This is a genomic window from Capnocytophaga sp. oral taxon 338 str. F0234 (genome assembly GCF_000192225.1).
GTDB lineage: Bacteria > Bacteroidota > Bacteroidia > Flavobacteriales > Flavobacteriaceae > Capnocytophaga.
In genome coordinates this window covers 581,001-602,647 of sequence record NZ_GL872413.1, presented here as the reverse complement: position 1 = coordinate 602,647, position 21,647 = coordinate 581,001, and the positions used below count along the sequence as shown (strand labels likewise).

Genomic DNA, 21,647 nt, shown 5'->3' with positions numbered 1-21,647 from the left:
TTTTTCACTTTTCACTTCCTCTAATTCCTTTCCCATGATTTTTTTCCATCGTATGGGGTATATCCCTATAGGACTTATCTTAGTCTTTTTGTTCCTTACCTCTTGTAGAACCTTGCATAGAAAACATTTGCAAGAGGTAAAGCGCAGCGAAAAGGATAGCCTCTCTGAACTTATTACCCTCAAGAGGGATACCTCTTTCTTCTCCTTTTTATGGGAGCATCTTGATATAGAATTACAAAGCCAAACAGATAGTACCGGACAAAGTAAGCCATTGTTTCTAACTACCTTACATCAGGACAATGGTACTACCCTCGTTGTACAAGGGGGGAGTCTACACCTGAAAGCCTCTCTTGGGCAGGTAAGCAAGAGAGATCACCTCTTTCATAATAACCTTGTTCGCCATCATAACCATCTCACCCAGCAGTATCGCCAAACAAAGGAAATAATCCAAAGGCGAACATTCCCCTTCGCCTGGTTATGGCTTCTTCTCTTATGCATCGGAGCAGGCACTTGGTTTGCCCTTAGAAGGCGTTTCTATTAAAGAAGAAACCGTTATTTTTTTAATTTCATTTTTGCTATATAGAACCCGTCAAAGCCTTCAGTAGCGGAAATCATCCTCTCTTCTACTAAAGAAAAATCACTTCCTTTGCTACTTTGCAAAAAGGCTTGTACCTGTAAGTGATTTTCGCTGGGTAGCACTGAGCAGGTGGCATAGACTAAGGTACCTCCTTCCCCTACAAGGGAGCTGTACTGCTGGAGGATTTCCCTTTGGGTAGTGCGTATCTGGTCAAGGAATTCAGGGGTGAGCTTCCACTTGGCATCAGGGTTACGGCGTAACACTCCCAAGCCTGAACAAGGAGCATCAATAAGTACGGCATCAAAGGCGCCACGATGACGCTTAAGGTACTTAGGCTCAATAAGGCGGGTCTCTATATTGAAAGCCCCATTGCGCTTAGCTCTGCGTGAGAGTTCTTGGAGCTTCTGTGGGTAGAGGTCCATCGCCACAAGCCTACCTTTACCTTGCATAAGAGCAGCCAAATGAAGGGTCTTCCCTCCTGCTCCCGCACAACAGTCGGCTATTTTCAGGGATTTTCCCTTATCCAAGTCCTGTAAAAGCAAGGGTGCCACACGTTGAGAAGAAGCGTCCTGTAGCTCAAAAAGCCCCTGTTTGAAAGCATCTGTAAGGAACAGATTCGCACGCTTGGCAAGAACTAAAGCATCGGGAATTCCTCTTAAGCGCTCTGTCTCATATCCCTGTGCTAAAAGAATCTTCTGGAGTTCTTCAGGGGTAGTCTTTAAGGTATTGGCACGCAGTACGACAGGAGCTATCTGGTTCAGTGCATGAAGTTCAGCACTCCAGGCTTCCTCGCCAAGTTCACTTGCCCCTAAAGTATCTAGCCAATCCGGAACTGACTCCCGATACTTACGCTCATGGGAAAGTTCATCAAAACGTCCCTTAATGCGCCGCTCAGGAGTCCCCTCAAAGTACCATTCTGGCAGAGAAATACCTCGCAATACTGCCCATACGGCGAAAACACGCCTTGAACTCTGCACCGTATAAGGAACTTTCTCTGTGGCTATCTCACTATAGAGTCGTAAGTATCGTACCAGTTCATAGAGCGTTTCAGCAATGAAAGCCCTATCCTTACTTCCCCAACGCTTATCCCGCTTGAGGAGCCGCTCAATCACCTTATCGGCATAAAGCCCTTCGTTATTTATCTGCATGAAGCCGTCCACTACGGCATCCACTAAGTTTCGGTGTAATCTCATTTAAGTGAAAAGTGAAAAATGAAAAATGAAAAATTGCTAATAATCATTAATCATTAAAAATTAATCATTAGTTATTGTTCTCTTCGCTGGTGCGAGCAGGGAAGTGAAAAACGAAAAATATAGCCAGCGAGTGCTCACAGCTGGGTATGTGGGTGAAAAAAGTCATTAATCATTAAAAATTAATCATTAATCATTAGGTTATATTCTTCTCCCAAGAGCTCCACCCAAGCACAGAGTACCCTCTGGGCAAGTCCCTTAGAACGTAGGTACTCACTATAGCTTTTGAAGAATTCCTTGGGGTAACTATCAAAAACAAAGAAGGTGCTCTCCGTCCTAAGTCCATGACGGATAGCTATTTCTCCCAGACAGATATTAGGCAGGGTATAGACAAACACCGCCGGAGAGGGGTAATACTCCTTAGGATTCTCTATAGAAGCTTGGTGCCTAAGGTCAGTATCCAAACTCGCTGAACGATTAGCAAAGAGCAAGGCAGTTGCCGATTTCTGCTCAGGAGAAAGTCCTCCTAAAAGGCATTCTACCCCCAAGAATGCCAGCTTACTGAGGTTGTCCATCTTAAAAAACTTAGGATAGTCCAGTTCCAGATGCTTATAAGCCCCTTTGGCAAAAGTGGCAAAATCAGTTCCTAATCTCTGAAAAACAAAAGAACCATTCACGATAATGGTTCCTTTATATATCTTACATTCCAAATGATTAACTATTTAAACGGTTTGAAATTCCTGCGTAAAATCAGAATAATCTTCTATCTTAAAAGCTCTGATATCTCTAACAGATAAGCAAAACTATGTTACCCTCTTAAGCGCTTCTATTGCCCTAAAAAGCACTCTTAAATCTCCTTCTGTAGCATAATACTTCCCTGTATCCACTTATCTTTCCCTGTTAATTGAGGAGATATCCATACTCGTTCTCCTATCTTAAACCTACTTTTCATAGTTTTTTACTTTTCTTTTACCCTAAAGCATCTGCTCCAGAGACAATTTCAAGGATTTCATTGGTAATAGCAGTTTGTCGGGCTTTATTATAAGTAAGAGTAAGTTCATCTCGCAGAGTGCTGGCATTATCAGTCGCCTTGTGCATAGCGGTCATACGTGCCCCGTGCTCAGCAGCAATGGAGTCACGAATTGCCTTGTATAACTGCAACTTAAGACTCTTAGGGACAAGCTCCTCTACAATCTGAGAGACAGAAGGCTCATAGATAAAGTTCGTAGGGGAAGCTGTCTCTTCCTCCTTAAGGGACAAAGGTAAAAGCACTTCCTGAGTAAGTATCTGGGTAGCTACATTCTTAAAACTATTATACACCAAGACAATACGGTCATACGCTCCACTCATATAGGCTTGTATAAGCTCACTGGCAAGAGTTGCTACCTTCTGAAAATCTAATTGGTCATAGAAACCCTCACAGAAACGCACCACCTTATCCGTTTTCTTAAGAAGATCATTTCCTTTCTTTCCTATGGTTATTAGCGAAACTTCTTTGTCCTTGTTCTCTTCCAAAAGAGAAAGTGTATGCTTGATAACTACCGAATTGAATGCTCCACATAAGCCCCTATCGGAGGTGATAGCCACAAGGAGTATCTTCTTCTCTTCTTCATGAGGCAGATATACAGAGAGGGTACCTACGGCATCCTTGAGGGACACTAAGAGCTCCTCCAAGGTTTGAGCATAAGGTTTCATCGCTGCAATTACCTCCTGTGCTTTCTTGCTCTTAGCTGCAGAGACCATCTTCATAGCACTGGTTATCTGCATAGTGGAGTTAATGGAGTTAATTCGGTTACGGATTTCTTTAAGGTTCGCCATAGCTTTTCTTACCTAAATTTTTGTGCGCACAAAAATACAAAAATAAAATAAAAGGTAAAAGGTAAAAGGTAAAAAGTTTTATAAGCCTTATATTTTTTTAGTCTCCCCAGCACATCAAAGCCAAAAGTAGTACCCTATGATGGAGATAAAGAGTATACTAATGACATTGAGCCAAAAACCTGCCTTGAGCATCACCTGCTGCGGAAGCTTTCCTGTACCAAAGGCTATTGCATTAGGAGGGGTAGCCACAGGAAGCATAAAGGCACAGGAGGCTCCTATCCCAATAATCATAGCCAGCCCTATAGGATTCATCTGTAACTCCTCTGCTATGGAAATAAAGATAGGGACAAGCAACGCCGCACTCGCCGTATTGGAAGTGAATTCGGTAAGAAAGACGATAAATGTTGCCACCAACAAGCCTATAAGGAAGTAATGTTGTCCTTCTATCAAGAACACAATAGCATCCACCATCGCCTTACTTGCGCCTGAGGAGGTCAGCACAGCGCTAAGGGTAAGCCCTCCTCCAAAAAGCAAGAGCACTCCCCAATCCGTATGCTCTTGTACCTGTCTCCACTTCACTACATCAAAGGTACATACCAAAGCGGCAGCTACCAAGGCAATGATACTATCAAAATCCCCCATCTTACCAATGCCAAAGATAGAGGCTATCAGAGGATTCAGTTGTGTAGAGAAAATCCAACAGAGTGCGGTAAGAACGAAGATAATAATGGCTCCCCATTGCTTTGCCGTTAAGGGTTGTTGTTCCTCAGCAGTTTTCTCTATCTTAATCGAAAGCTTAGGACGAAAGATGATGTACAATACAAGAATCACTAAAGGGAGCAAGCCCGCCACCACAGGCATTCCATACCATAGCCATTGCTGGAAGGTAATGCCTAAGTTGGATGAGACAATCGCATTAGGCGGACTCCCTACCAAGGTACCTATCCCTCCTATGCTGGAAGAATACGTAATCCCCAATATAACAAACCAATAGGTGCGTTTATTCTCTTGATAGGGTAAGCTCTTAAGCAAGCCTATCCCCAAGGGAATCATCATAGCTGCCGTTGCAGTATTGCTGATCCCCATGGAAAGCCCCGCCGTTACCAAGAACAAAAGTAATAGGGCTACCCAAAACTTCCCTCCCGCCAGGGAAAGTACTTTGTGGGCAATATACTTATCCAACCCCTGCACACTGAGTGCTGTGGCTAAGGCAAAGCCTCCAAAGAATAAAAAAATGGTAGGATTGGCAAAGTGTTGTAGTGCTGGCTTGGTCTCCACCAAACCCAATACAATTGCCAGAATAGGCACCATCAGAGCGGTGATGGTGATGTGTATCGCTTCGGTAAGCCATAGAATGGCTACCAATGCCAATAAGGCGATTCCCTTATTAGTCTGTGGCTCATACGGAAGCCATAGCATAAGCCCAAGAGCCACCAATACTGAAAAAAGAAGAATCCCTGCTCTTCTTGCTATAAACAAATGGTTTTTCATAAGGATGAATGTTTATTATCTTAATTAAGACCTTTATGTCCGACAAAATTACATCTTTTTCTTGAAAAACCAAAAAATTATTTATTAAAATTTTGGAGAAGAGGGTATTCTTATTCTGTTCTCTATTCTCAAAATACACCCCGTTTCTGTTTCAAAACGCTCCATTCTTTCAATATAGTTCCGATGTATTGTTTTCTTATTGGCTATATAAGCTGATTTTATATTGTAGTTAGCTGAATTATAATTCTCTCTAAAATATTCTATGGTAGTTCTAAGTTGTAATGCCGCCTTTTTTATAAAATCACTCGCATTTCTTAACTTGCTATCTTTCAGTTCTACAAAAATAACATTTGTTTCATAGCAAAGCATTCCATCACAACTATTATCCTTTGTACCCTTTTCCCGTAGGATTTCAATACAATTATCAATCGCTATAAAATTAATTCTTTTTTGCTCCTTATTTTCCACAATAGCAATCCAATTATTTTTATTTTCCTCATCAAGGTAGGAAGGGTTTTGTGTTCCTTTATCACACAATCCAAATTCTATCTTAACCGTAAACCTTAGCTTCCCACTTGGTCATGGATCACCTCTCCATCTTGGCAGTATTTTCTAAGGGTCTGTTCAATAAAGTTCTCTACTTCTTTATGGTAACTATGTGGATAAAGCAAGTGTATGTTCGCTCCTGCATCCAAAGTAAAGCATACAGGCACTTGAGTGCTCATGCGGTAGTACCATATCTGCTCTATAGCGGCTAAGGTATTAGGACGCATAAGCAAGTAATAGGGGTCGGAGGTCATCATCATAGCATGTAGGGAGAGTGCCTCACTCTCTACTAAAGAGGTAAAGGCAAGAAGGTCTCCCTCACGTAGGATATCCTTAAGTTGCGCTATATGTTGCCTTGCCTGCACAAAACGAGCCTCTGCGTAAGGATGCCCTTGCATAAGCCTGTGCCCCATAGAACTGCTCACTGGCTTTTGTCCCTTGTCAATAAGCAAAATAGCATCCTGATAGGTATCAAATACCTCATGTACATCTCCTATAGGCACTCCGTAGAAATCGGAGCTATCGGCAACCGCAGGATGTTCTCCCCAGATTACCACGCTTCCGGTAATACTCCTGCAAGCACTCCCTGAACCTAACCGCGCCAGAAAGGACGCCTTTTCATAGAAATATAGCTCACTCATCTCAGGAGAAAATAAGCGCTCTATCTTCATCAAACACATTGCTAAGGCTGCCATCCCACTCGCAGAAGAAGCAATACCACTACTATGAGGAAAGGAATTGTGAGTGCGTACGATAAAGTAATAATCCCGAAGAAAAGGCAAGTAGTTGCGAATACGCGTAAAGAAAGTCTCTATCTTAGGTAGAAAATTATCCTTAGGCGTCTCATCAAAATAAAAGTCTATCTGAAAACTCGTAGTAAAGTCCGTTCGCGGTGCTATCTCTATAACGGTCTCCGTATAGGAATGGGTCAAGGTAAAACTAATAGAAGGATTCATAGGGAGCTGCCCCTCCTTCTTGCCCCAGTACTTAACTAAGGCTATATTACTCGGTGCCCTATGTCGCACTTGGGCAACATCTACCTTTTGGGTATAAGGCTTAGGTATAAATCGGTCTACTAACAAGGTTATTTATTTTTATTGGAAAATATCTCTTTATTCTTTCAAATATACGTAAAATTTCAGGAAAAACAGGTCGCTCTCCTAATCAAATTCTCTAACAGACTACCTATTGCTGTTTTTCCTTTGCAAAGATATAAATTATTTTTCAATTATAAGAAAAGAAAAAGCGAGCAATGAAAAATTCATTGCTCGCCCTTTGGATCACTAAAATTCTTTTATCACCCTTTAGCCTTCAACGGCTAACTCTTAATAACTATAATTGTAAGTGGATTTTGAGATTTCTCTTCCATCCTGTGTTGTAGTCTCGGTTACTTTGGTAGGATACCCTTTGTCATCCACTTCATATTCATAGGTTGTTTTACTAGGTGCTATGACATGAGTCATATCTTTCATCTGATTAGTTACGCTCTTAAGAGCTTGTTGGGATTTGGCACCTACCCTTGTGGGAACCCCTATATTTGGATCAAGCGTATTATTCAAATAGTCGAACACCGTACTGCGCTCAGGTTCTTTCACTGCAGGGTCATACTCATAGGTTCTCTCTACACTGTGATTTACCTTCCCCCCGTTTCCTTTTTCCTCTAAAGTTTTCTCTACTATACCTCCTTTAAGGGTATAAGTAGTACGTGTGAAAAGAGTATTAACACTCGTATCATCGGGATTTCCTTCGGTAGCCACTACGGTATTGGCATCAGGGTAGGTATATTTTACCTCACGCAAATCCTCCTTATAAACCTCTGCGGAGAGTCTGCCTTTCTTATATTCAAAATCTACCGTCTTGGTAGTGGTGCTCCCATTGACAATCTCAACCGTTTTCTTCATGTGAGTAATCTGTCCTTCTCCATTATAGGAATACTCCATAGTAGCCTTCCCACGACTATCTTGGTAAACAATCTTGTTAGGGCGTGTCTCACCCTCTGAATAGGAAATCTCCTGAGTAATTTTCTCTGAAGGCACCTCTTGACCTGCGCGAATGGTCTTTTTCTCTACTTTAGTAACAAGTCCTTTGTCATTGGTGGTATAAAGTGTCTTCACTTGGTTGAACCTGTCCTGACCTGTGGTTTTTTCTTTAGGAGTTACCACAGAACTTTGAGGATCATCATCATTGCTTTTGCTGCAAGCCACTCCTATAAGAGCTATACTTGCACATAGAAAAAATTTCTTCATAATATGATTATTAAGTTATAAGATTACAGTATTTATTGCTTATTGCAAGATTATTCTCTTTCACGATGCAAAGATATGCTTTTTATTCTTCCCTACCATAAAAATATCCTTCTCAGGACATGAAATGTATGTTTTTATGCACAAACAGAAGAAATGTTAAAATAAAAAAGAAGTGAAAAAGTAATCTATTTTTCATTCCTTATTCTTAGAAAATATTTATCAATAATGAAAATGTTCGCTTTCGCCCATCAGTGGGTGTCTTTTCTCTATCAATGGCACCTTGGTGAGGGTAAGGAAGGTAACATAAGTGAACAGTCCAAAGAAGAACACTACGCTCCCTATCTCTCCTATGCCTATACTCCATTGGTCGCCCACAGTAGCAGGCATAATCATATTATAGAAATCCAAATAATGTCCGGCAAGGATTACCACCGACATAATACCTATCACCCATGGCTTGCGCTTGATATCTGAATCTACCAAAATAAGCAATGGCAAAAGAAAGTTAATAGCAAGCATACCCAATACCACGGGCTCAAAATCATTCAACCGTGTGATGAAATAGGTAACCTCCTCAGGAATATTGGAATACCAATACAACATATACTGGGAGAACCAAAGATATGCCCAGAAGATAGAGAACCCAAAAAGATACTTAGCTAAATCATGTAAGTGACTATCATTCACATGTTCTAAGTAACCTTGTCCTTTAAGGGTGATCGTAACCAAGATAAGCGCTGCTATAGAAGCGGTGATAAAGCTACTGAACACATACCACCCAAATAAGGTACTGAACCAATGAGGGTCTAACCCCATAATCCAGTCCCATGACATCATGGATTCAGTAACTAAGAAGAACACCAAGAAACCTGCTGACCACTTAAATGCCTTCACAAAAGGACGATTATCGCTTGCCTGGTCTTGTGCTTTAGAAAGCCTACGAGTAATTTGTCGGTAGCCTATCCATCCTAATAGATATATGGCAGTTCTTATAAGAAAAAAGGGTACATTCAGATAAGCTGTTTTGCCCTGTATCACCGTATCATGCGCTACCACTTGCGGATCCATCCAGATAAAAAGATGATTCAAATGAAGCCCTGAAAGCACCAATAGAACAAAGAAAATAAGTGCCCCCACAGGCAAATAGCCTGTGATTCCTTCCATCACCCTAAAGAGGATGGGTGCCCATCCCGCCTGTGCAGCTCGGTTAATGGCATAGAAAGCCAACACCCCTAAGCTTATAAGCATAAAGAATAAGGCTGCTACATAAAGCGCCGCCCATGGCTTATTCTTCAATAGTTGTAATACATGTTCAGCGTGGGCAGCATCTCCTCCTGCTGGTACTCCCAATGCCTCCACTGTGCTCGGCGCAGCTATAAAGCTATAGCCAATACCTAAAAGCCCCACTACCATACTGAGGATGGCTACTAATTTGATTTTTCCTGAAAACGAATACATAATTTCTTCTTCTATTAAGTGGGTTATTTATTTAAGAGTTTATTACGAAGTTCTTCTACATATAAGGCTACTTGCCAACGCTCCTTCTCAGTAATCTGAGAGGCATAAGACCCCATAGCATTACGCCCGTGATAAATCACATAGTAGATACTCCCCTGTGTGATTTCTCTATCCTTATAGTTAGGAACTCCTAAGTATTTCTCACGTTTCACTAAGATTCCTTGTCCATCTCCTTCTGAACCATGACATACCATACAATAGATGTTATATAGGGCAGCCCCTTCCTTAAGGTGATCTTTTATCGCTAAACTATCGGCAAGGAGCGGATTCTTTAGGTTTGCCTTAGCATCCTCATAGCCCTCATTGGTATTAGGATACGCAAAGGGCATCCACCCTCGCTTGATGGTATTCTCTGGAGGGAGCTGTGCCTCCATATTCCCCTTGAAGGCTGTATTGCCCTGGGGAATCTCCTGATAGGTCTCATAACCCACAGGAAAGTACATATCGGTATCTGCCATATATTGGTAGTTCGGCTTATCCTTGTGAAAACAAGAAGTAAGCGAAAGACCCCCTACCAATAGGGCAAGTATATATATCTTTTTCATATCTCAATGGCTTTTTTGTCTGCTATTTTTACCTCTATGGCACCTGTCTCTTCCAAGAACTTTACAAGCTCTTGCTCATTGCCTGTACTTTCCACTTCCATTAGAAAATGGTCATCGGTAGTACGTGGGTCAGGATTCTCTGCCTTCTTATAAGGGTATAACTTACTGCGCATATAAAAACTGATAACCATAAGGTGCGCTGCAAAGAAAATGGTCATCTCAAACATTACAGGAATAAAGGCAGGCAGGTTATCTATATAGGTGAAATTAGGCTTTCCTCCTATATTACGTGGCCAGTCATCTATCATAATGTACTTCATCATCAATACAGCCACTACAAGCCCTATACAACCATATATGAAGGAGGCTATAGCAAGGCGAGTATGCTTAAGTCCCATCGCTTCGTCCAATCCATGTACCGGAAACGGTGTATATACCTCCTCTATCTTGAGGTTCACTCCTCGTACTTTCTTTACAGCGTCCAAAAGAACGTCATCGTCATTATAGATTGCTTGTACTACTTTCTTATTCATAACTAATGGGAATTATTTGGGTTCGCTTCTCTTAATTTTTTATACTTCTCTCCAGAGGATTTCAGGATGGATTTTACTTCGGCTTGCGCTATCACTGGGAAAGTACGCGCATACAAAAGGAAAAGCACAAAGAAGAAACCTATGGTACCTGCATACACCCCTATATCAACAAAGGTAGGAGAAAACATTGTCCATGAGGAAGGTAGGTAATCCCTATGCACAGAGGTTACTATAATCACAAAACGCTCAAACCACATCCCTATATTCACTACGATGGATATACAGAAGGAGAAAAGAATACTACGACGTAACTTCTTTATCCACATGAACTGTGGTGAGAACACATTGCAGGACATCATCATCCAATATGCCCACCAGTAAGGACCTGTAGCTCGGTTAAGGAATGTATATTGCTCATATTCTACCCCAGAATACCAAGATACAAAAAGCTCTGTAATATAAGCACATCCTACAATAGAACCGGTAATCATTACCACCAAGTTCATCAGTTCAATGTGCTGAAGGGTGATATAATCCTCCAAATGGCTTACCTTACGCATGATAATAAGCAATGTATTCACCATAGAGAACCCTGAGAATATCGCCCCTGCGACAAAGTATGGCGGAAAGATCGTGGTATGCCAACCTGGGATTACTGAGGTGGCAAAGTCAAAGGATACAATGGTGTGCACTGAAAGCACCAAGGGGGTTGCCAAGCCAGCTAATACTAAGGAAACTTCCTCAAAACGCTGCCAGTCCTTCGCCCTTCCACTCCAACCAAAACTCACCAAGCTATATATCTTCTTCTGAAAAGGTTTCACCGCCCTATCTCGCAACATAGCAAAATCAGGAAGCAAACCTGTCCACCAGAATACCAAGGATACAGAAAGATAAGTGGAAATAGCAAATACGTCCCATAACAAAGGCGAATTAAAGTTTACCCACAAGGAACCAAACTGATTCGGGATGGGCATTGTCCAGTAGGCAAGCCACGGGCGACCCATGTGGATAATCGGAAAAATACCCGCCTGAACTACTGAGAAGATCGTCATCGCCTCCGCTGAACGGTTAATAGCCATCCTCCATTTCTGACGGAAAAGTAACAATACGGCGGAAATAAGTGTACCGGCGTGACCGATCCCTACCCACCATACAAAGTTGGTGATATCCCATGCCCAACCTACGGTCTTATTAAGTCCCCAAACGCCTATCCCAGTGGATACCGTATAGACAATACAGCCCAAACCCCACAAAAAGGCACTTAAGGCTACAGAGAATACTATCCACCACAGACGATTGGCTTTCCCCTCCACAGGGCGCGCAACATCCACAGTAACATCATGGTAGGTCTTATCTCCTACTATTAGCGGATTTCGTATAGGTGCTTCGTAATGCGATGCCATATTTTTTAATTATCAATTGTTAATTATTAATTATTAATCATTAATCGTTATAAATTAATCATTAATCGCTGTTTCTTACTTTTACTTGATAGAATACATTAGGACGGGTACCTATGTGCTCTAATAGGTGGTACATACGCTTATCCTCACTTAAGGCTACAATAGGATCCTCTGGATTGTTCATATCTCCAAAAGTCATCGCTCCTGTACCACAGGCGGAGGAACAAGCACAAGCATCATTGAACTCACCTACTTTTACCTCACGATTCTCACGCTTAGCACGAAGAATAACCGCTTGAGTCTCCTGAATACAGAAAGAACATTTCTCCATGACACCACGAGAACGTACCACTACATCAGGGTTGAGTACCATCTTACCATAGTCGTCATTCATGTAATAATCAAATTCATTATTATTACTATATAGGAACCAATTGAACCTACGTACCTTATAAGGACAGTTGTTCGCACAGTAGCGTGTACCTACACAACGGTTGTAAGCCATGTGATTCTGTCCCTGTACCCCATGAGAGGTTGCCCCTACAGGACATACGGTCTCACAAGGAGCATTATTACACTGCTGGCACATCACAGGCTGGAACACCACTTGCGGATTGTCCGAAGGGGTCTCCATCTCTGAAAAAGTGGTAAGAGCAGCGCCTAATCCTTTTATCCCTTCTACCTTCTGAAGGTCTCCATCGAAGGTCTCTTCTGAAGAATAATAACGATCAATACGTAACCAATGCATATCGCGGGAACGCCTTACCTCACTCTTCCCTACTACAGGCACATTATTCTCAGCATGACAGGCTATTACACAAGCGCCACACCCTGTACATGCATTCAGGTCTATCGCCAAGTTAAAGAAATGACCCGTACTGTGGTCATATTCTTTCCACAAGGTTACGGAGGTGGCTTTCACTTCCTTATGATCTAAGGAGACTTCTGGTTTCTTGTTCCATTCTTTAGCATCCTTCGTGATAAATTCCTCTAAGGTTGCCTCCTTAATGATGTCACCACGACCCATAAGGGTATTGTGAAGCTGTACGCAAGCATATTCATGAGTGCCTTCTGCTTTCCTAATAGAAGTAACGGGCTGTACGTTGTTGTAGTTGTTGTAAAGGGTGTAAGCATTCACTCCTATTTGCATCTCTTTCTTCATGCCTGCCTTTCTTCCGTAACCAAAGGCAAGCCCTACAGAACCTTTTGCCTGTCCTGGTTGGATCAGAACAGGTACCTTAAGCCTTACCTCTCCTACTTGAATCTCAGCATAGTCTCCATCCAAAGCACCATTAGCTACATGCCAATTCTTGATGCCAAGTTCTTTAGCATCACTGGCGGACATGGTAAGGTAGTTATCCCAGGTTACACGGGTAATAGGGTCTGGCAATTCCTGCAACCAAGGATTATTAGCTTGTTGTCCATCACCAAGCCCCGTATTGGTATATAGCGTGAGTTCAAATCCTTCTTGAGAAGCTGCGGTAAGGGCTGCCAGCATAGGCGCTGTATCCAAAATAAGTGATTTCTCTGACCTCTTCACTTCCTCATAAGAATAAAAACCATCATGTTGAGCTTTCTCCCAAGCATAACCATCCTTAAGTAGGTTTGTCTTCCAGTAATTCTTTAAGTATTCATAATAATTAGCATCCTTACCACTCCACTTAAGCAAAGCTTCTTGTAATTGACGGGTGTCAAAGAGTGGACGAATAGTGGGTTGCATAAGGGAATAATACCCCTCCTTCATGCAGATATCTCCCCAAGATTCCAAGTAATGAGGCGCTGCAGCAAGGTAAGTGGTCTTTAAGGCGGTCTCATCTCCACGAAGTGAAAAAGCGACTGAAGTTGCCACTTTGCTAAGACCGGTTTCAAAAGCCTTTGCATCAGATGCGGATAGGGTATATAGCGGATTCACATTAGCAGTAATAAGCACCCCTACTTTGCCCGCATTCATATCGGTTAGGAGCTGCTTGAGATCAGCAGCATTTCCTTGACGGATATACACAGGAGTTTCATAACACAAAGCAACACTATGGAGTACCTCCTCGTTGATTTCAAGCACGAGACTTTGCGCATTCACGTCCTGAATTCCAGTTACCACGACCGCCTTACCAGCGGCTTTTTGGGCTTGCTCAGCAGCTTTTTTCACGGCTGCATCAGCACGCTCAGGTAAGTTCCCCCCTACGGTCTTCCCTGTAAGATACCCATAGAACTTAGCTAAAGCGATCTTTAGCTCGGAAGGCTTTAGGGCTATACGTACATCCGCATTAGCACCAGAGAGCGACATATTACTCTCAAACTGGTAATGTTTGGACATCTTGCCTTCCTTAGTAGGAATACGTCCCTTAGCATAATCCTCTTCATACCCTCCTTGCCAATCGGCAATGAAATCTGCTCCAAAGGAAATAATCACTTCCGCCTTGGAAAAATCATAATCCGCTAAGGCACGAACGCTATATTTCTTTTCAAAAGCAAGTACCGCTGCTTCCTCTGAAACAGCATCATATTGTACGTGCTTGGTATTGGGATATTTTTCAGTAAATTCTTTAATGATTCCTTCTGTAGAGGGACTAGCAAGAGTACCGGTTAAAAGGACGATTTGCTTTCCCTGTGCTTGTGCCTCATTTAGGGCTTTCATCACAGCACTATCAAGGGTATCCCAAGTGATATTCTCTGATCCCCGCTGTGGGTTTCTGGCTCGCAGACTATCATACAAGGAAAGTACGGAAGCCTGTACACGCGCATTCCCACAACCACGATAGGTTGCTTCTCGGTTATTCTCCACTCGGATAGGGCGCCCCTCACGGGTCTTCACCAGTACAGAAGCAAAGTCAAACCCATCCGCCATAGTAGTAGCATAGTAGTCTGGAATTCCTGGACGTATCTCCTCGGGCATTACCACATAAGGAATTGCCTTATGTACAGGTCCTTCACAGGCAGCCAATGCTGCTGCTGCTGTGGTGAATCCTACATACTTGAGAAAGTCCCTACGCGTGGTGGAGGATTCCTCCATCACCTCCTTGTTGGATAAAAATTCGTGCTCGCCTGAATAGAGCGTAGGGAGCTTATCCACAAACTCATTCTGATGAATTTGCTCTACCACAGGATTCTCTGTATCCAATTCCTCTACACTTCTCCAATATTTTTTTTCTGATGACATAAATTTCAATGATTAATGGTTAATGATCAATGATTAATGATTAATGATTCCATAATTAATTATTATCGGCGTTAATCATTAAACATTATTAGTAGTGGCACTTACCACATTCTAAACCACCGAGTTCAGCGATGGTGAGTTTTTCTTTACCATATTTCTTAGCCAATTGCTCATGTATCTTTTCATAATAAGGATTGGCATCATCTACATTGGTAGTACGGTGACAGTTAATACACCAGCCCATAGTAAGGGGAGCATGTTGCTCAACCACTTCCATCGTTTGTACATCTCCATGACACTGTTGGCAAGCAATATTAGCTGCGGTAACATGTTGAGAGTGATTAAAGTACACATGGTCAGGAAGGTTATGAATACGTGTCCATTTCACAGGCTTCTGTACCCCTGTATAGCGAGCATTTTCAGCATCCCAGCCTACAGCATCATATAGCTTTTTAATTTCCCCATCATAGAACTCTTTAGTATATTCAGCCGTTACAGGTCCGGTATATTCATCAATCGTTTTATGGCAGTTCATACACACGTTAAGCGAAGGAATCCCTGCAGTCTTGGAAGTACGTGCTGCTGAGTGACAGAACTTACAATCTATCTGGTTATCTCCCGCATGGATTTTGTGGGAGTAATGAATCTCTTGAATAGGCTGGTATCCTTGGTCTATCCCCACTTGCATGAGGTAGCCAAAAGCAAAATAGGTAGAGGAGAAGAAAAGCACAACAATAAGCGTCCCTACTATAATTTTGTTCTTGACAAATATATTCCACAAAGGATAGTACTTACTCTGCTTGAGATACGCTTCACTGTTATTCTCCTTAGCTAATTTACGAATTTCTCGGTTGGACTTTATAATCACAAACACGAATACCAAGAGCAATACCACACAGCCAAGAAGCAGTACCAACATAAGGGAGCCTTTACCTTTTTCCTTAGCAACAGGAGCCGGCGTATCACCACCGGAAGTAGCCGTGCCTGCGGTAGCTTGGTCTGTAGCTGGAGCCGCTGGAGTAGCTGCAGCCTCTGCCTTGCTGGGGTCTGTTACATAAGCAAGTACATTGTCTATATCTTGATCGGAAAGGATCGTCTCATAAGCGAGCATAGGTACCTTATTATACTCCTCAAAAACGGCTACAGCGTCCTTATCACCTGCATCAATTAAGGTTTTACTATTCTTAATCCATTTGTGCAACCATTCAGCAGACCTCTTTTCAGTGATCCCCCCAAGAGGAGGTCCCACCAGTTTCCCTTCTAACTTATGGCAAGCGGCGCAGTTGGCTTTGAACAAGTCCTTCCCTTTCACCGGGTCGCCTGAAGCCTCTTGTCCAAATAAGTATATAGGAAAAAACACTGCCAAAAGCCATATCGCCCGCAGTGCATTCCCCTTATGGTTCTTACTCTTTTTCATATAAAAAAGCTATTTAAAAATGAAAAATTATCTTCCTTCTATAGTGCATCCCTAATAAAATACTTTTAGGTATGTTATCACGGTGCAAAAATATAACATCTTAATGAAATTAAAAAAAAATTTTATTTATTAGACTTAATTTGTAAAAAGTCTAAATAATAATAGAGAAGAAGGTCTTTTTTTAATAATAAATGACATTCGCTGGCTATATATTATCTTTCACTCTTCACTCACATACTCGCTCACGCGACCCATTTTTCACTTTCCACTTTCCACTTTTCACTAAAAATTCGTACCTTTGTCCCTGTATAATTAATGATTCATTCTTATGATAAAAGAAAGTCTTAACAATGCCTTTTCTTACGAGGCTTACAAAAACCTTATGGATAGCCTCCTTTTACAAGGAAAAACCACCGGAACCGACCAATCCGAGTTCATGGTCTCTCTCACCAAACTCAATCGCCAACGCATCAAACGTATAGATAACACCTTAGAACTCACTGAAGAACAACAGGCTTTCTTTGCCCATATCACAAAGGAACAAACATGGCTGGTCATCTCCGAATGCTGGTGTGCCGATGCCGCTCAGATTCTCCCTGTACTGGCTAAAATCGCACAAAGCAACCCCCTTATCCACTTAAGAATTGTCCTCCGTGATGATAACCATGACCTTATGAGCCAATTCCTTACCAATGGAGCCATGGCGATTCCTATCCTTATCATCTTGGACAGCAATACCCTTGAGGTACTCCATGTGTGGGGACCTCGCCCAAAAGTGGCTACTCAAATGGTGGAAACCTACAAAAAAGAACATGGAAAGCTCTCTCCTGAATTCAAAGAAAACCTACAAAAATGGTACAACCAGGATAAAGGACAAAGCATTATCAATGACCTTATAGAACTCCTTAAATAAACGCTTATGAAGATGATCATTTCTCCTGCAAAAACTTTGAACTTCATTTCTTCTCTTCCTGTAAAAGAAAACTCTCAACCCATCTTCCAAAAGGAGGTTGCTCAGATACACAAGGTTTTAGAAGAGCTCTCCCCTAAGGAACTATCCAAGAAAATGAATATCTCCATGAGCCTGGCACAGCTCAACTGGGAACGCAATGAGGATTTCTCCCTCCCTCACACGGTAGAAAATGCCCGTCAGGCAATCTTCGCTTATGCAGGTACCGTATATGAAAATCTTGACGCCTACAGCCTTAAAAAAGAAGAGATCGAACAGCTACAGTCCTCCCTACGAATCCTCTCTGGGCTCTACGGACTGCTCAAGCCCTTAGACCTCATTGCTCCTTATCGCTTGGAAATGAATGTAAAACTCCTCGTTGGAAAATCACGTAACTTATATGATTTCTGGAAAAAGAAGATTACCCTCGCCCTCAAGGAGGAACTCCATGAGGGAGAACTCTTTGTAAACCTTGCCAGCACAGAGTATTTCAGAGCTATTGACTCCCAAAAGCTCAAAGCAACCATCATAACCCCTGTCTTTAAGAACTGGAAGGATGGTACGCTCAAAACCATTGTTTCCTATTCCAAAAAAGCACGCGGACAAATGGTACGCTACATTGCCCAGAATAAGATTACCTCTGTAGAGGAACTCAAAGGATTCCATACTGATGGATATTGCTTTGACCCAAAATACTCTAAGGATAACGAACTGGTCTTCATCAAATGAAATAAATCATTAACCTTTGCTTTTTAAGTTATGCACAAAGCTGGATTTATTAATATCATTGGAAACCCTAATGTAGGGAAATCCACCCTCCTAAATGCCCTTGTAGGGGAAAGGCTCTCTATTATTACCGCTAAGGCACAAACCACCCGCCATCGTATCTTTGGAATTGTCAGCGGAGAGGATTTCCAAATGATTTTCTCCGATACTCCTGGCATCATCAAGCCAGCCTATCAACTGCAGTCCTCCATGATGGATTTTGTAAGGGATGCCTTCGAGGATGCAGATATCCTTATCTATATGGTGGAAATAGGCGAAAAAGATCTCAAGGATGAGGAATTCTTCAAGAAAATAAATGAAGCTAAAGTCCCTATTCTGCTACTGGTGAACAAGATAGACCGCTCTGATGAACCTTCTGTAAAGCAAGCCCTCTCCTACTGGCAAGAAAAAGTCCCAAAAGCGGAAGTATATCCTATCTCTGCCTTGGAGAACTTCAATGTGGAACCTCTCTTCCATCGCCTACTGGAACTACTCCCACCCTCCCCGGCTTTCTATCCTAAAGACCAGCTTACCGATAAGCCTGAACGATTTTTTGTCAATGAAACCATCCGTGAAAAAATCCTTCTCAACTATAAGAAGGAAGTCCCTTATTCAGTAGAGGTGGAAACGCAAACCTTCTCCGAAACGGAACATATCATCCGTATCCGAAGTATCATTATGGTAGAGCGGGATAGCCAAAAGGGAATCCTCATCGGACACAAGGGAGAAGCTCTCAAAAAGGTAGGTATCCAAGCCCGATATGATCTGGAAAAATTCTTCGGTAAGCAAATACACTTGGAACTCTACGTGAAGGTTAATAAGAATTGGCGCTCTGACCTCAAACAGCTTAAGCGCTTTGGATATACACAGTAAAACAAAAAATAGCTCCTAGAAGAACAAGGCTCCTTTTTAAAAAATAGAATCCCTAAAATACTTTTTAGGCGCTGCTTTGTTATTCAATTATTTTTACTACTTTTGTGCTGTCTTAGCTCTTAAACTTAACACATAAGCGTATGTTTAAGGGAATAGGGCTTATATCCCTTGAAAACTAAAAAATTTCACTGTTTATCTCTCATTATTGAATTTAATTATTGATTCTTATGTTTATACAAATACTCTCTTATTGCCTACCTGCAGTGATCGTTGCTGTGATGGCTTACTTCTTCTTTCTATTATATTTCAAGAATGAAGACAAAAAACGCCGTTGGCACCTTATCAAAGACCTTCAAAAGGAAGCACTCCCCTTGCGACTACAGGCATACGAACGCTTAGTATTACTCCTTGACCGTACAAGCCCTCAGAAGCTCGCCCTACGTGTGGCTCCTGCCTCCTCTGATAAGCAAGCCTATGAACTGCTCCTGATTGAACACATCAATGCAGAGTACGAACATAACATCACCCAGCAGATTTTCGTAAGTGAGAACCTGTGGAATGTCATCCTCCTTAGTAAGAATGCTACCTTACAAATCATCCACAAAATCGCTTCCGACCCTGCCATTACCGATGCTATTAAGTTACAAGAAGCCATTATCTCTGAATTCGTGAACAAACCCACTCCTTCCAATAATGCTATCTCTCACTTAGTCAATGAAGTAAATAATACTATCGGCTAATTTAAAACTTTCAAAAACTAAAATTCATACTCCTAAAAGCATATATTTTGGGAGTATTTTTTTATTTATAATATTTTATACTTTTTTTAAAATCCCTATTGTTTTTCACACTTTTTTATTATAATTTTGTAGCAGGAAAACACCTTTACTAAAGAAAGAAGTATTAAAATGATTGTTAACATACATTAATCTTGCTCATTATGAAAAAGTTGATATACCTATTCCTTGTTATGGTAAGCTTGGTTGCCTGTCATAAGGATAATAAAAATAACAATGACGAAACTTCCCCATGCTGTGGAGAGCCTTTTGAAGATTTTACTTTTTATGCAGATAAAAAGTATGAGGATTTTTTAGCAAATGCAACCTTGCATAAAATTGCTAAAACAGGTGAGATTTTAGATACTAAAATAGGCAAAGGATATGGAAAGTCTTTTTATAAGCCTATTAGAAATACCAATTATATAGGTTATTCCTTCTCAGTAATTAATGACATAAAAAGAAAACTGGGTAAGCGAGAAGAATTATATCGGTTAGAAACTCCTGACCAAGTGATCAATATCACCATCAAAGGAGAGTTTCTCTCTAATAAAAGATGTTGTGCTGTCCCTGAGGTTCAAGAAGTACTCCTCAATGGGAAAAAATGGGAACAGAAAAATGATACCTCTTTGGACAAATGGGAAGATCTTGTAGAAAACAAAAATCCAATAAAAAGAACATATTATATCCTCAAAGGGGATAATATCTTAAAGAAAAATGCAAATTCTAAAAAATAACACCTTAGGATGCTATCCGAAAAGTTTCCGGACGGTATCCTAAAAAATATATATGGATACAGTCATCAAAAAAGAAAAGAACAATGATACAACTATTAGATGACATTGTTATGCGAGGTATCTTGGGAAAAATTGTCTCAAGATTATTTTAGTAAATCCTCTTCATGGATATATAACAAATTGCAGGGAAGAGAGGATAATGAAGGAGAAAGAGGCTTTACAGAGCCAAAAAAAATTCAACTCCAAGGTGCCTTATATGATAGCTGAGCACATCCGCCGTGCAGCAAACGGTATTCAGTAGTCATGAACTGAATTTTATTTAACACCTGAAGCCCTCCACAAGAGGGCTTTTTCATTACAAACCAATGGCTTAAAACAATTAACTATGCTAACTATTGATAATTCAAAAACATTCGTACACTTGCACCACCATTAGAACAAAGTAAAATCTTTCATTACTCATTTTTCACTTATTAGAGGGTGGACACTTCTCAATCCTTTTTTTCTTGACATAGCTACAAAAAAGTTGTATCTTTGCATCGTCATTAGAACAAAGTAAAATCTTTCATTACTCACTTTTCACTTTTCACTTTTCACTTCCAAAAAGTAGTGTCCAGTAAGTACCACTATGTCCTATTCCCACCTCATTTACTCTATCATTCATAATATTAGCACAATGGGCAGGGCTTTTCATCCATAGTTCCATCACCTGTTGTGGGGTAAGGTTACCTTGTGCTACGTTTTCTGTATAGAAGCTCCATCGGTAACCTGCCTTTCTTAGGCGTGCCCCTGGACCATCGCCATTAGCACTATAATGATCCAGCTTCCCTCGCCGTGCCATATCCTCACTATGAGCCTGGGCAACCTCCGAGATTCGCTTACTCCACTTCACTTGAGGAACTGCTTTGAAGGGGGTAGCTCCACAATCACATACCTTACTCCGATATTGGTTCACCAAGCGCACAATAGTGCTTGCCTCTGTGGAAGGTTCTTGAGCATTTGAAGGGGTGCCCGATTTAGAACATTGCATAAAAAACAATGCACTTATTAATAAAATCATTTTTTTCATTTTTCACTTAACTATGTTTTTCATTTTTCCCTCTCTT

21 protein-coding genes and 1 pseudogene are annotated in these 21,647 nt (G+C 41.3%); 7 read left to right on the top strand and 15 right to left on the bottom strand.

Features of this window, described 5'->3' with window-relative positions:
- Window positions 1-34: 34 nt before the first annotated feature.
- Window positions 35-541 (top strand): hypothetical protein, encoded by a 507-nt coding sequence (locus HMPREF9071_RS02845; RefSeq protein WP_040357942.1) that lies wholly within the window; start codon window positions 35-37, stop codon window positions 539-541.
- 11 nt (window positions 542-552) lie between these two features.
- On the opposite strand, the gene HMPREF9071_RS02840 is transcribed toward HMPREF9071_RS02845, so the two are convergent.
- From HMPREF9071_RS02840 to HMPREF9071_RS02780, 14 genes and pseudogenes are all read right to left on the bottom strand, one after another.
- Window positions 553-1,770 (bottom strand): RsmB/NOP family class I SAM-dependent RNA methyltransferase, encoded by a 1,218-nt coding sequence (locus HMPREF9071_RS02840; RefSeq protein ID WP_009745050.1) that lies wholly within the window; start codon window positions 1,768-1,770, stop codon window positions 553-555.
- A gap of 179 nt (window positions 1,771-1,949) precedes the next feature.
- On the bottom strand, window positions 1,950-2,477 hold the full coding sequence (locus HMPREF9071_RS02835; RefSeq protein WP_040357940.1) for a hypothetical protein: 528 nt from the start codon (window positions 2,475-2,477) through the stop codon (window positions 1,950-1,952).
- A gap of 12 nt (window positions 2,478-2,489) precedes the next feature.
- Window positions 2,490-2,653: pseudogene (locus tag HMPREF9071_RS12655) on the bottom strand (virulence protein); the annotation flags it as partial.
- Window positions 2,654-2,736: 83 nt separating this feature from the next.
- Complete coding sequence (gene atpG / locus HMPREF9071_RS02830) at window positions 2,737-3,585, bottom strand: ATP synthase F1 subunit gamma (RefSeq protein ID WP_009745048.1); 849 nt, start codon at window positions 3,583-3,585, stop codon at window positions 2,737-2,739.
- A 114-nt stretch (window positions 3,586-3,699) separates the two neighbouring features.
- Window positions 3,700-5,076, bottom strand: a complete 1,377-nt coding sequence (locus HMPREF9071_RS02825; protein WP_009745047.1) for a DASS family sodium-coupled anion symporter — start codon at window positions 5,074-5,076, stop codon at window positions 3,700-3,702.
- A gap of 84 nt (window positions 5,077-5,160) precedes the next feature.
- On the bottom strand, window positions 5,161-5,613 hold the full coding sequence (locus tag HMPREF9071_RS02820; protein WP_009745046.1) for a hypothetical protein: 453 nt from the start codon (window positions 5,611-5,613) through the stop codon (window positions 5,161-5,163).
- A gap of 26 nt (window positions 5,614-5,639) precedes the next feature.
- The gene (locus HMPREF9071_RS02815) at window positions 5,640-6,704 is read right to left on the bottom strand and encodes a diphosphomevalonate/mevalonate 3,5-bisphosphate decarboxylase family protein (RefSeq protein ID WP_009745045.1); all 1,065 of its coding nucleotides are present in this window, start codon (window positions 6,702-6,704) and stop codon (window positions 5,640-5,642) included.
- A gap of 243 nt (window positions 6,705-6,947) precedes the next feature.
- Window positions 6,948-7,868 (bottom strand): hypothetical protein, encoded by a 921-nt coding sequence (locus HMPREF9071_RS02810; protein ID WP_009745044.1) that lies wholly within the window; start codon window positions 7,866-7,868, stop codon window positions 6,948-6,950.
- A gap of 219 nt (window positions 7,869-8,087) precedes the next feature.
- Entirely contained in the window at window positions 8,088-9,326 is a 1,239-nt protein-coding gene (locus tag HMPREF9071_RS02805; RefSeq protein ID WP_009745043.1) for a hypothetical protein, read from the bottom strand.
- 23 nt (window positions 9,327-9,349) lie between these two features.
- Window positions 9,350-9,931 (bottom strand): cytochrome c, encoded by a 582-nt coding sequence (locus HMPREF9071_RS02800; RefSeq protein WP_009745042.1) that lies wholly within the window; start codon window positions 9,929-9,931, stop codon window positions 9,350-9,352.
- Window positions 9,928-10,464 carry a DUF3341 domain-containing protein gene (locus HMPREF9071_RS02795; RefSeq protein ID WP_009745041.1) on the bottom strand — a complete coding sequence of 179 codons (537 nt, stop codon included), beginning with the start codon at window positions 10,462-10,464 and terminating at the stop codon, window positions 9,928-9,930. Before HMPREF9071_RS02795 ends, HMPREF9071_RS02800 begins: the two co-directional genes overlap by 4 nt.
- Window positions 10,465-10,466: 2 nt before the next feature.
- Window positions 10,467-11,867, bottom strand: coding sequence for an NrfD/PsrC family molybdoenzyme membrane anchor subunit (gene nrfD, locus HMPREF9071_RS02790; protein WP_009745040.1), 1,401 nt, complete (start codon window positions 11,865-11,867; stop codon window positions 10,467-10,469).
- A gap of 61 nt (window positions 11,868-11,928) precedes the next feature.
- Complete coding sequence (locus tag HMPREF9071_RS02785; RefSeq protein ID WP_009745039.1) at window positions 11,929-15,024, bottom strand: TAT-variant-translocated molybdopterin oxidoreductase; 3,096 nt, start codon at window positions 15,022-15,024, stop codon at window positions 11,929-11,931.
- 88 nt (window positions 15,025-15,112) lie between these two features.
- Window positions 15,113-16,441 (bottom strand): c-type cytochrome, encoded by a 1,329-nt coding sequence (locus tag HMPREF9071_RS02780; protein WP_009745038.1) that lies wholly within the window; start codon window positions 16,439-16,441, stop codon window positions 15,113-15,115.
- 328 nt (window positions 16,442-16,769) lie between these two features.
- Between HMPREF9071_RS02780 and HMPREF9071_RS02775 the strand changes: the two genes are divergently transcribed.
- The 6 genes from HMPREF9071_RS02775 (at window position 16,770) to HMPREF9071_RS12650 (ending at window position 20,808) form a co-directional block, all read left to right on the top strand.
- A complete protein-coding gene (locus HMPREF9071_RS02775; protein ID WP_009745037.1) occupies window positions 16,770-17,354 on the top strand; it encodes a thioredoxin family protein in 585 nt (194 codons plus the stop codon).
- A gap of 6 nt (window positions 17,355-17,360) precedes the next feature.
- A complete protein-coding gene (gene yaaA, locus HMPREF9071_RS02770) occupies window positions 17,361-18,119 on the top strand; it encodes a peroxide stress protein YaaA (RefSeq protein ID WP_009745036.1) in 759 nt (252 codons plus the stop codon).
- A gap of 30 nt (window positions 18,120-18,149) precedes the next feature.
- Window positions 18,150-19,028 carry a GTPase Era gene (era, locus tag HMPREF9071_RS02765; protein WP_009745035.1) on the top strand — a complete coding sequence of 293 codons (879 nt, stop codon included), beginning with the start codon at window positions 18,150-18,152 and terminating at the stop codon, window positions 19,026-19,028.
- A 227-nt stretch (window positions 19,029-19,255) separates the two neighbouring features.
- Window positions 19,256-19,768: a hypothetical protein gene (locus HMPREF9071_RS02760; RefSeq protein WP_009745034.1), complete on the top strand. Its 513-nt coding sequence runs from the start codon at window positions 19,256-19,258 to the stop codon at window positions 19,766-19,768.
- Between the two features lie 200 nt (window positions 19,769-19,968).
- Entirely contained in the window at window positions 19,969-20,541 is a 573-nt protein-coding gene (locus HMPREF9071_RS02755; protein WP_009745033.1) for a hypothetical protein, read from the top strand.
- Between the two features lie 99 nt (window positions 20,542-20,640).
- Window positions 20,641-20,808 carry a DUF5053 domain-containing protein gene (locus HMPREF9071_RS12650; protein WP_009745032.1) on the top strand — a complete coding sequence of 56 codons (168 nt, stop codon included), beginning with the start codon at window positions 20,641-20,643 and terminating at the stop codon, window positions 20,806-20,808.
- A 319-nt stretch (window positions 20,809-21,127) separates the two neighbouring features.
- Here HMPREF9071_RS12650 and HMPREF9071_RS02745 read toward each other — a convergent pair whose 3' ends face one another.
- The gene (locus HMPREF9071_RS02745; protein WP_253908249.1) at window positions 21,128-21,601 is read right to left on the bottom strand and encodes a CAP domain-containing protein; all 474 of its coding nucleotides are present in this window, start codon (window positions 21,599-21,601) and stop codon (window positions 21,128-21,130) included.
- Window positions 21,602-21,647 lie beyond the last annotated feature (46 nt).

Bases quoted from the DNA above. Each gene is read 5' to 3' on its own strand.
- atpG (WP_009745048.1), bottom strand. From the start codon at position 3,585: ATGGCGAACCTTAAAGAAATCCGTAACCGAATTAACTCCATTAACTCC.
- HMPREF9071_RS02755 (WP_009745033.1), top strand. From the start codon at position 19,969: ATGAAAAAGTTGATATACCTATTCCTTGTTATGGTAAGCTTGGTTGCC.
- HMPREF9071_RS12650 (WP_009745032.1), top strand. From the start codon at position 20,641: ATGACATTGTTATGCGAGGTATCTTGGGAAAAATTGTCTCAAGATTAT.
- nrfD (WP_009745040.1), bottom strand. From the start codon at position 11,867: ATGGCATCGCATTACGAAGCACCTATACGAAATCCGCTAATAGTAGGA.
- HMPREF9071_RS02825 (WP_009745047.1), bottom strand. From the start codon at position 5,076: ATGAAAAACCATTTGTTTATAGCAAGAAGAGCAGGGATTCTTCTTTTT.
- HMPREF9071_RS02780 (WP_009745038.1), bottom strand. From the start codon at position 16,441: ATGAAAAAGAGTAAGAACCATAAGGGGAATGCACTGCGGGCGATATGG.
- HMPREF9071_RS02785 (WP_009745039.1), bottom strand. From the start codon at position 15,024: ATGTCATCAGAAAAAAAATATTGGAGAAGTGTAGAGGAATTGGATACA.
- HMPREF9071_RS02810 (WP_009745044.1), bottom strand. From the start codon at position 7,868: ATGAAGAAATTTTTTCTATGTGCAAGTATAGCTCTTATAGGAGTGGCT.
- HMPREF9071_RS02745 (WP_253908249.1), bottom strand. From the start codon at position 21,601: ATGATTTTATTAATAAGTGCATTGTTTTTTATGCAATGTTCTAAATCG.
- HMPREF9071_RS02840 (WP_009745050.1), bottom strand. From the start codon at position 1,770: ATGAGATTACACCGAAACTTAGTGGATGCCGTAGTGGACGGCTTCATG.
- HMPREF9071_RS02845 (WP_040357942.1), top strand. From the start codon at position 35: ATGATTTTTTTCCATCGTATGGGGTATATCCCTATAGGACTTATCTTA.
- HMPREF9071_RS02805 (WP_009745043.1), bottom strand. From the start codon at position 9,326: ATGTATTCGTTTTCAGGAAAAATCAAATTAGTAGCCATCCTCAGTATG.
- HMPREF9071_RS02760 (WP_009745034.1), top strand. From the start codon at position 19,256: ATGTTTATACAAATACTCTCTTATTGCCTACCTGCAGTGATCGTTGCT.
- era (WP_009745035.1), top strand. From the start codon at position 18,150: ATGCACAAAGCTGGATTTATTAATATCATTGGAAACCCTAATGTAGGG.
- yaaA (WP_009745036.1), top strand. From the start codon at position 17,361: ATGAAGATGATCATTTCTCCTGCAAAAACTTTGAACTTCATTTCTTCT.
- HMPREF9071_RS02795 (WP_009745041.1), bottom strand. From the start codon at position 10,464: ATGAATAAGAAAGTAGTACAAGCAATCTATAATGACGATGACGTTCTT.
- HMPREF9071_RS02775 (WP_009745037.1), top strand. From the start codon at position 16,770: ATGATAAAAGAAAGTCTTAACAATGCCTTTTCTTACGAGGCTTACAAA.
- HMPREF9071_RS02800 (WP_009745042.1), bottom strand. From the start codon at position 9,931: ATGAAAAAGATATATATACTTGCCCTATTGGTAGGGGGTCTTTCGCTT.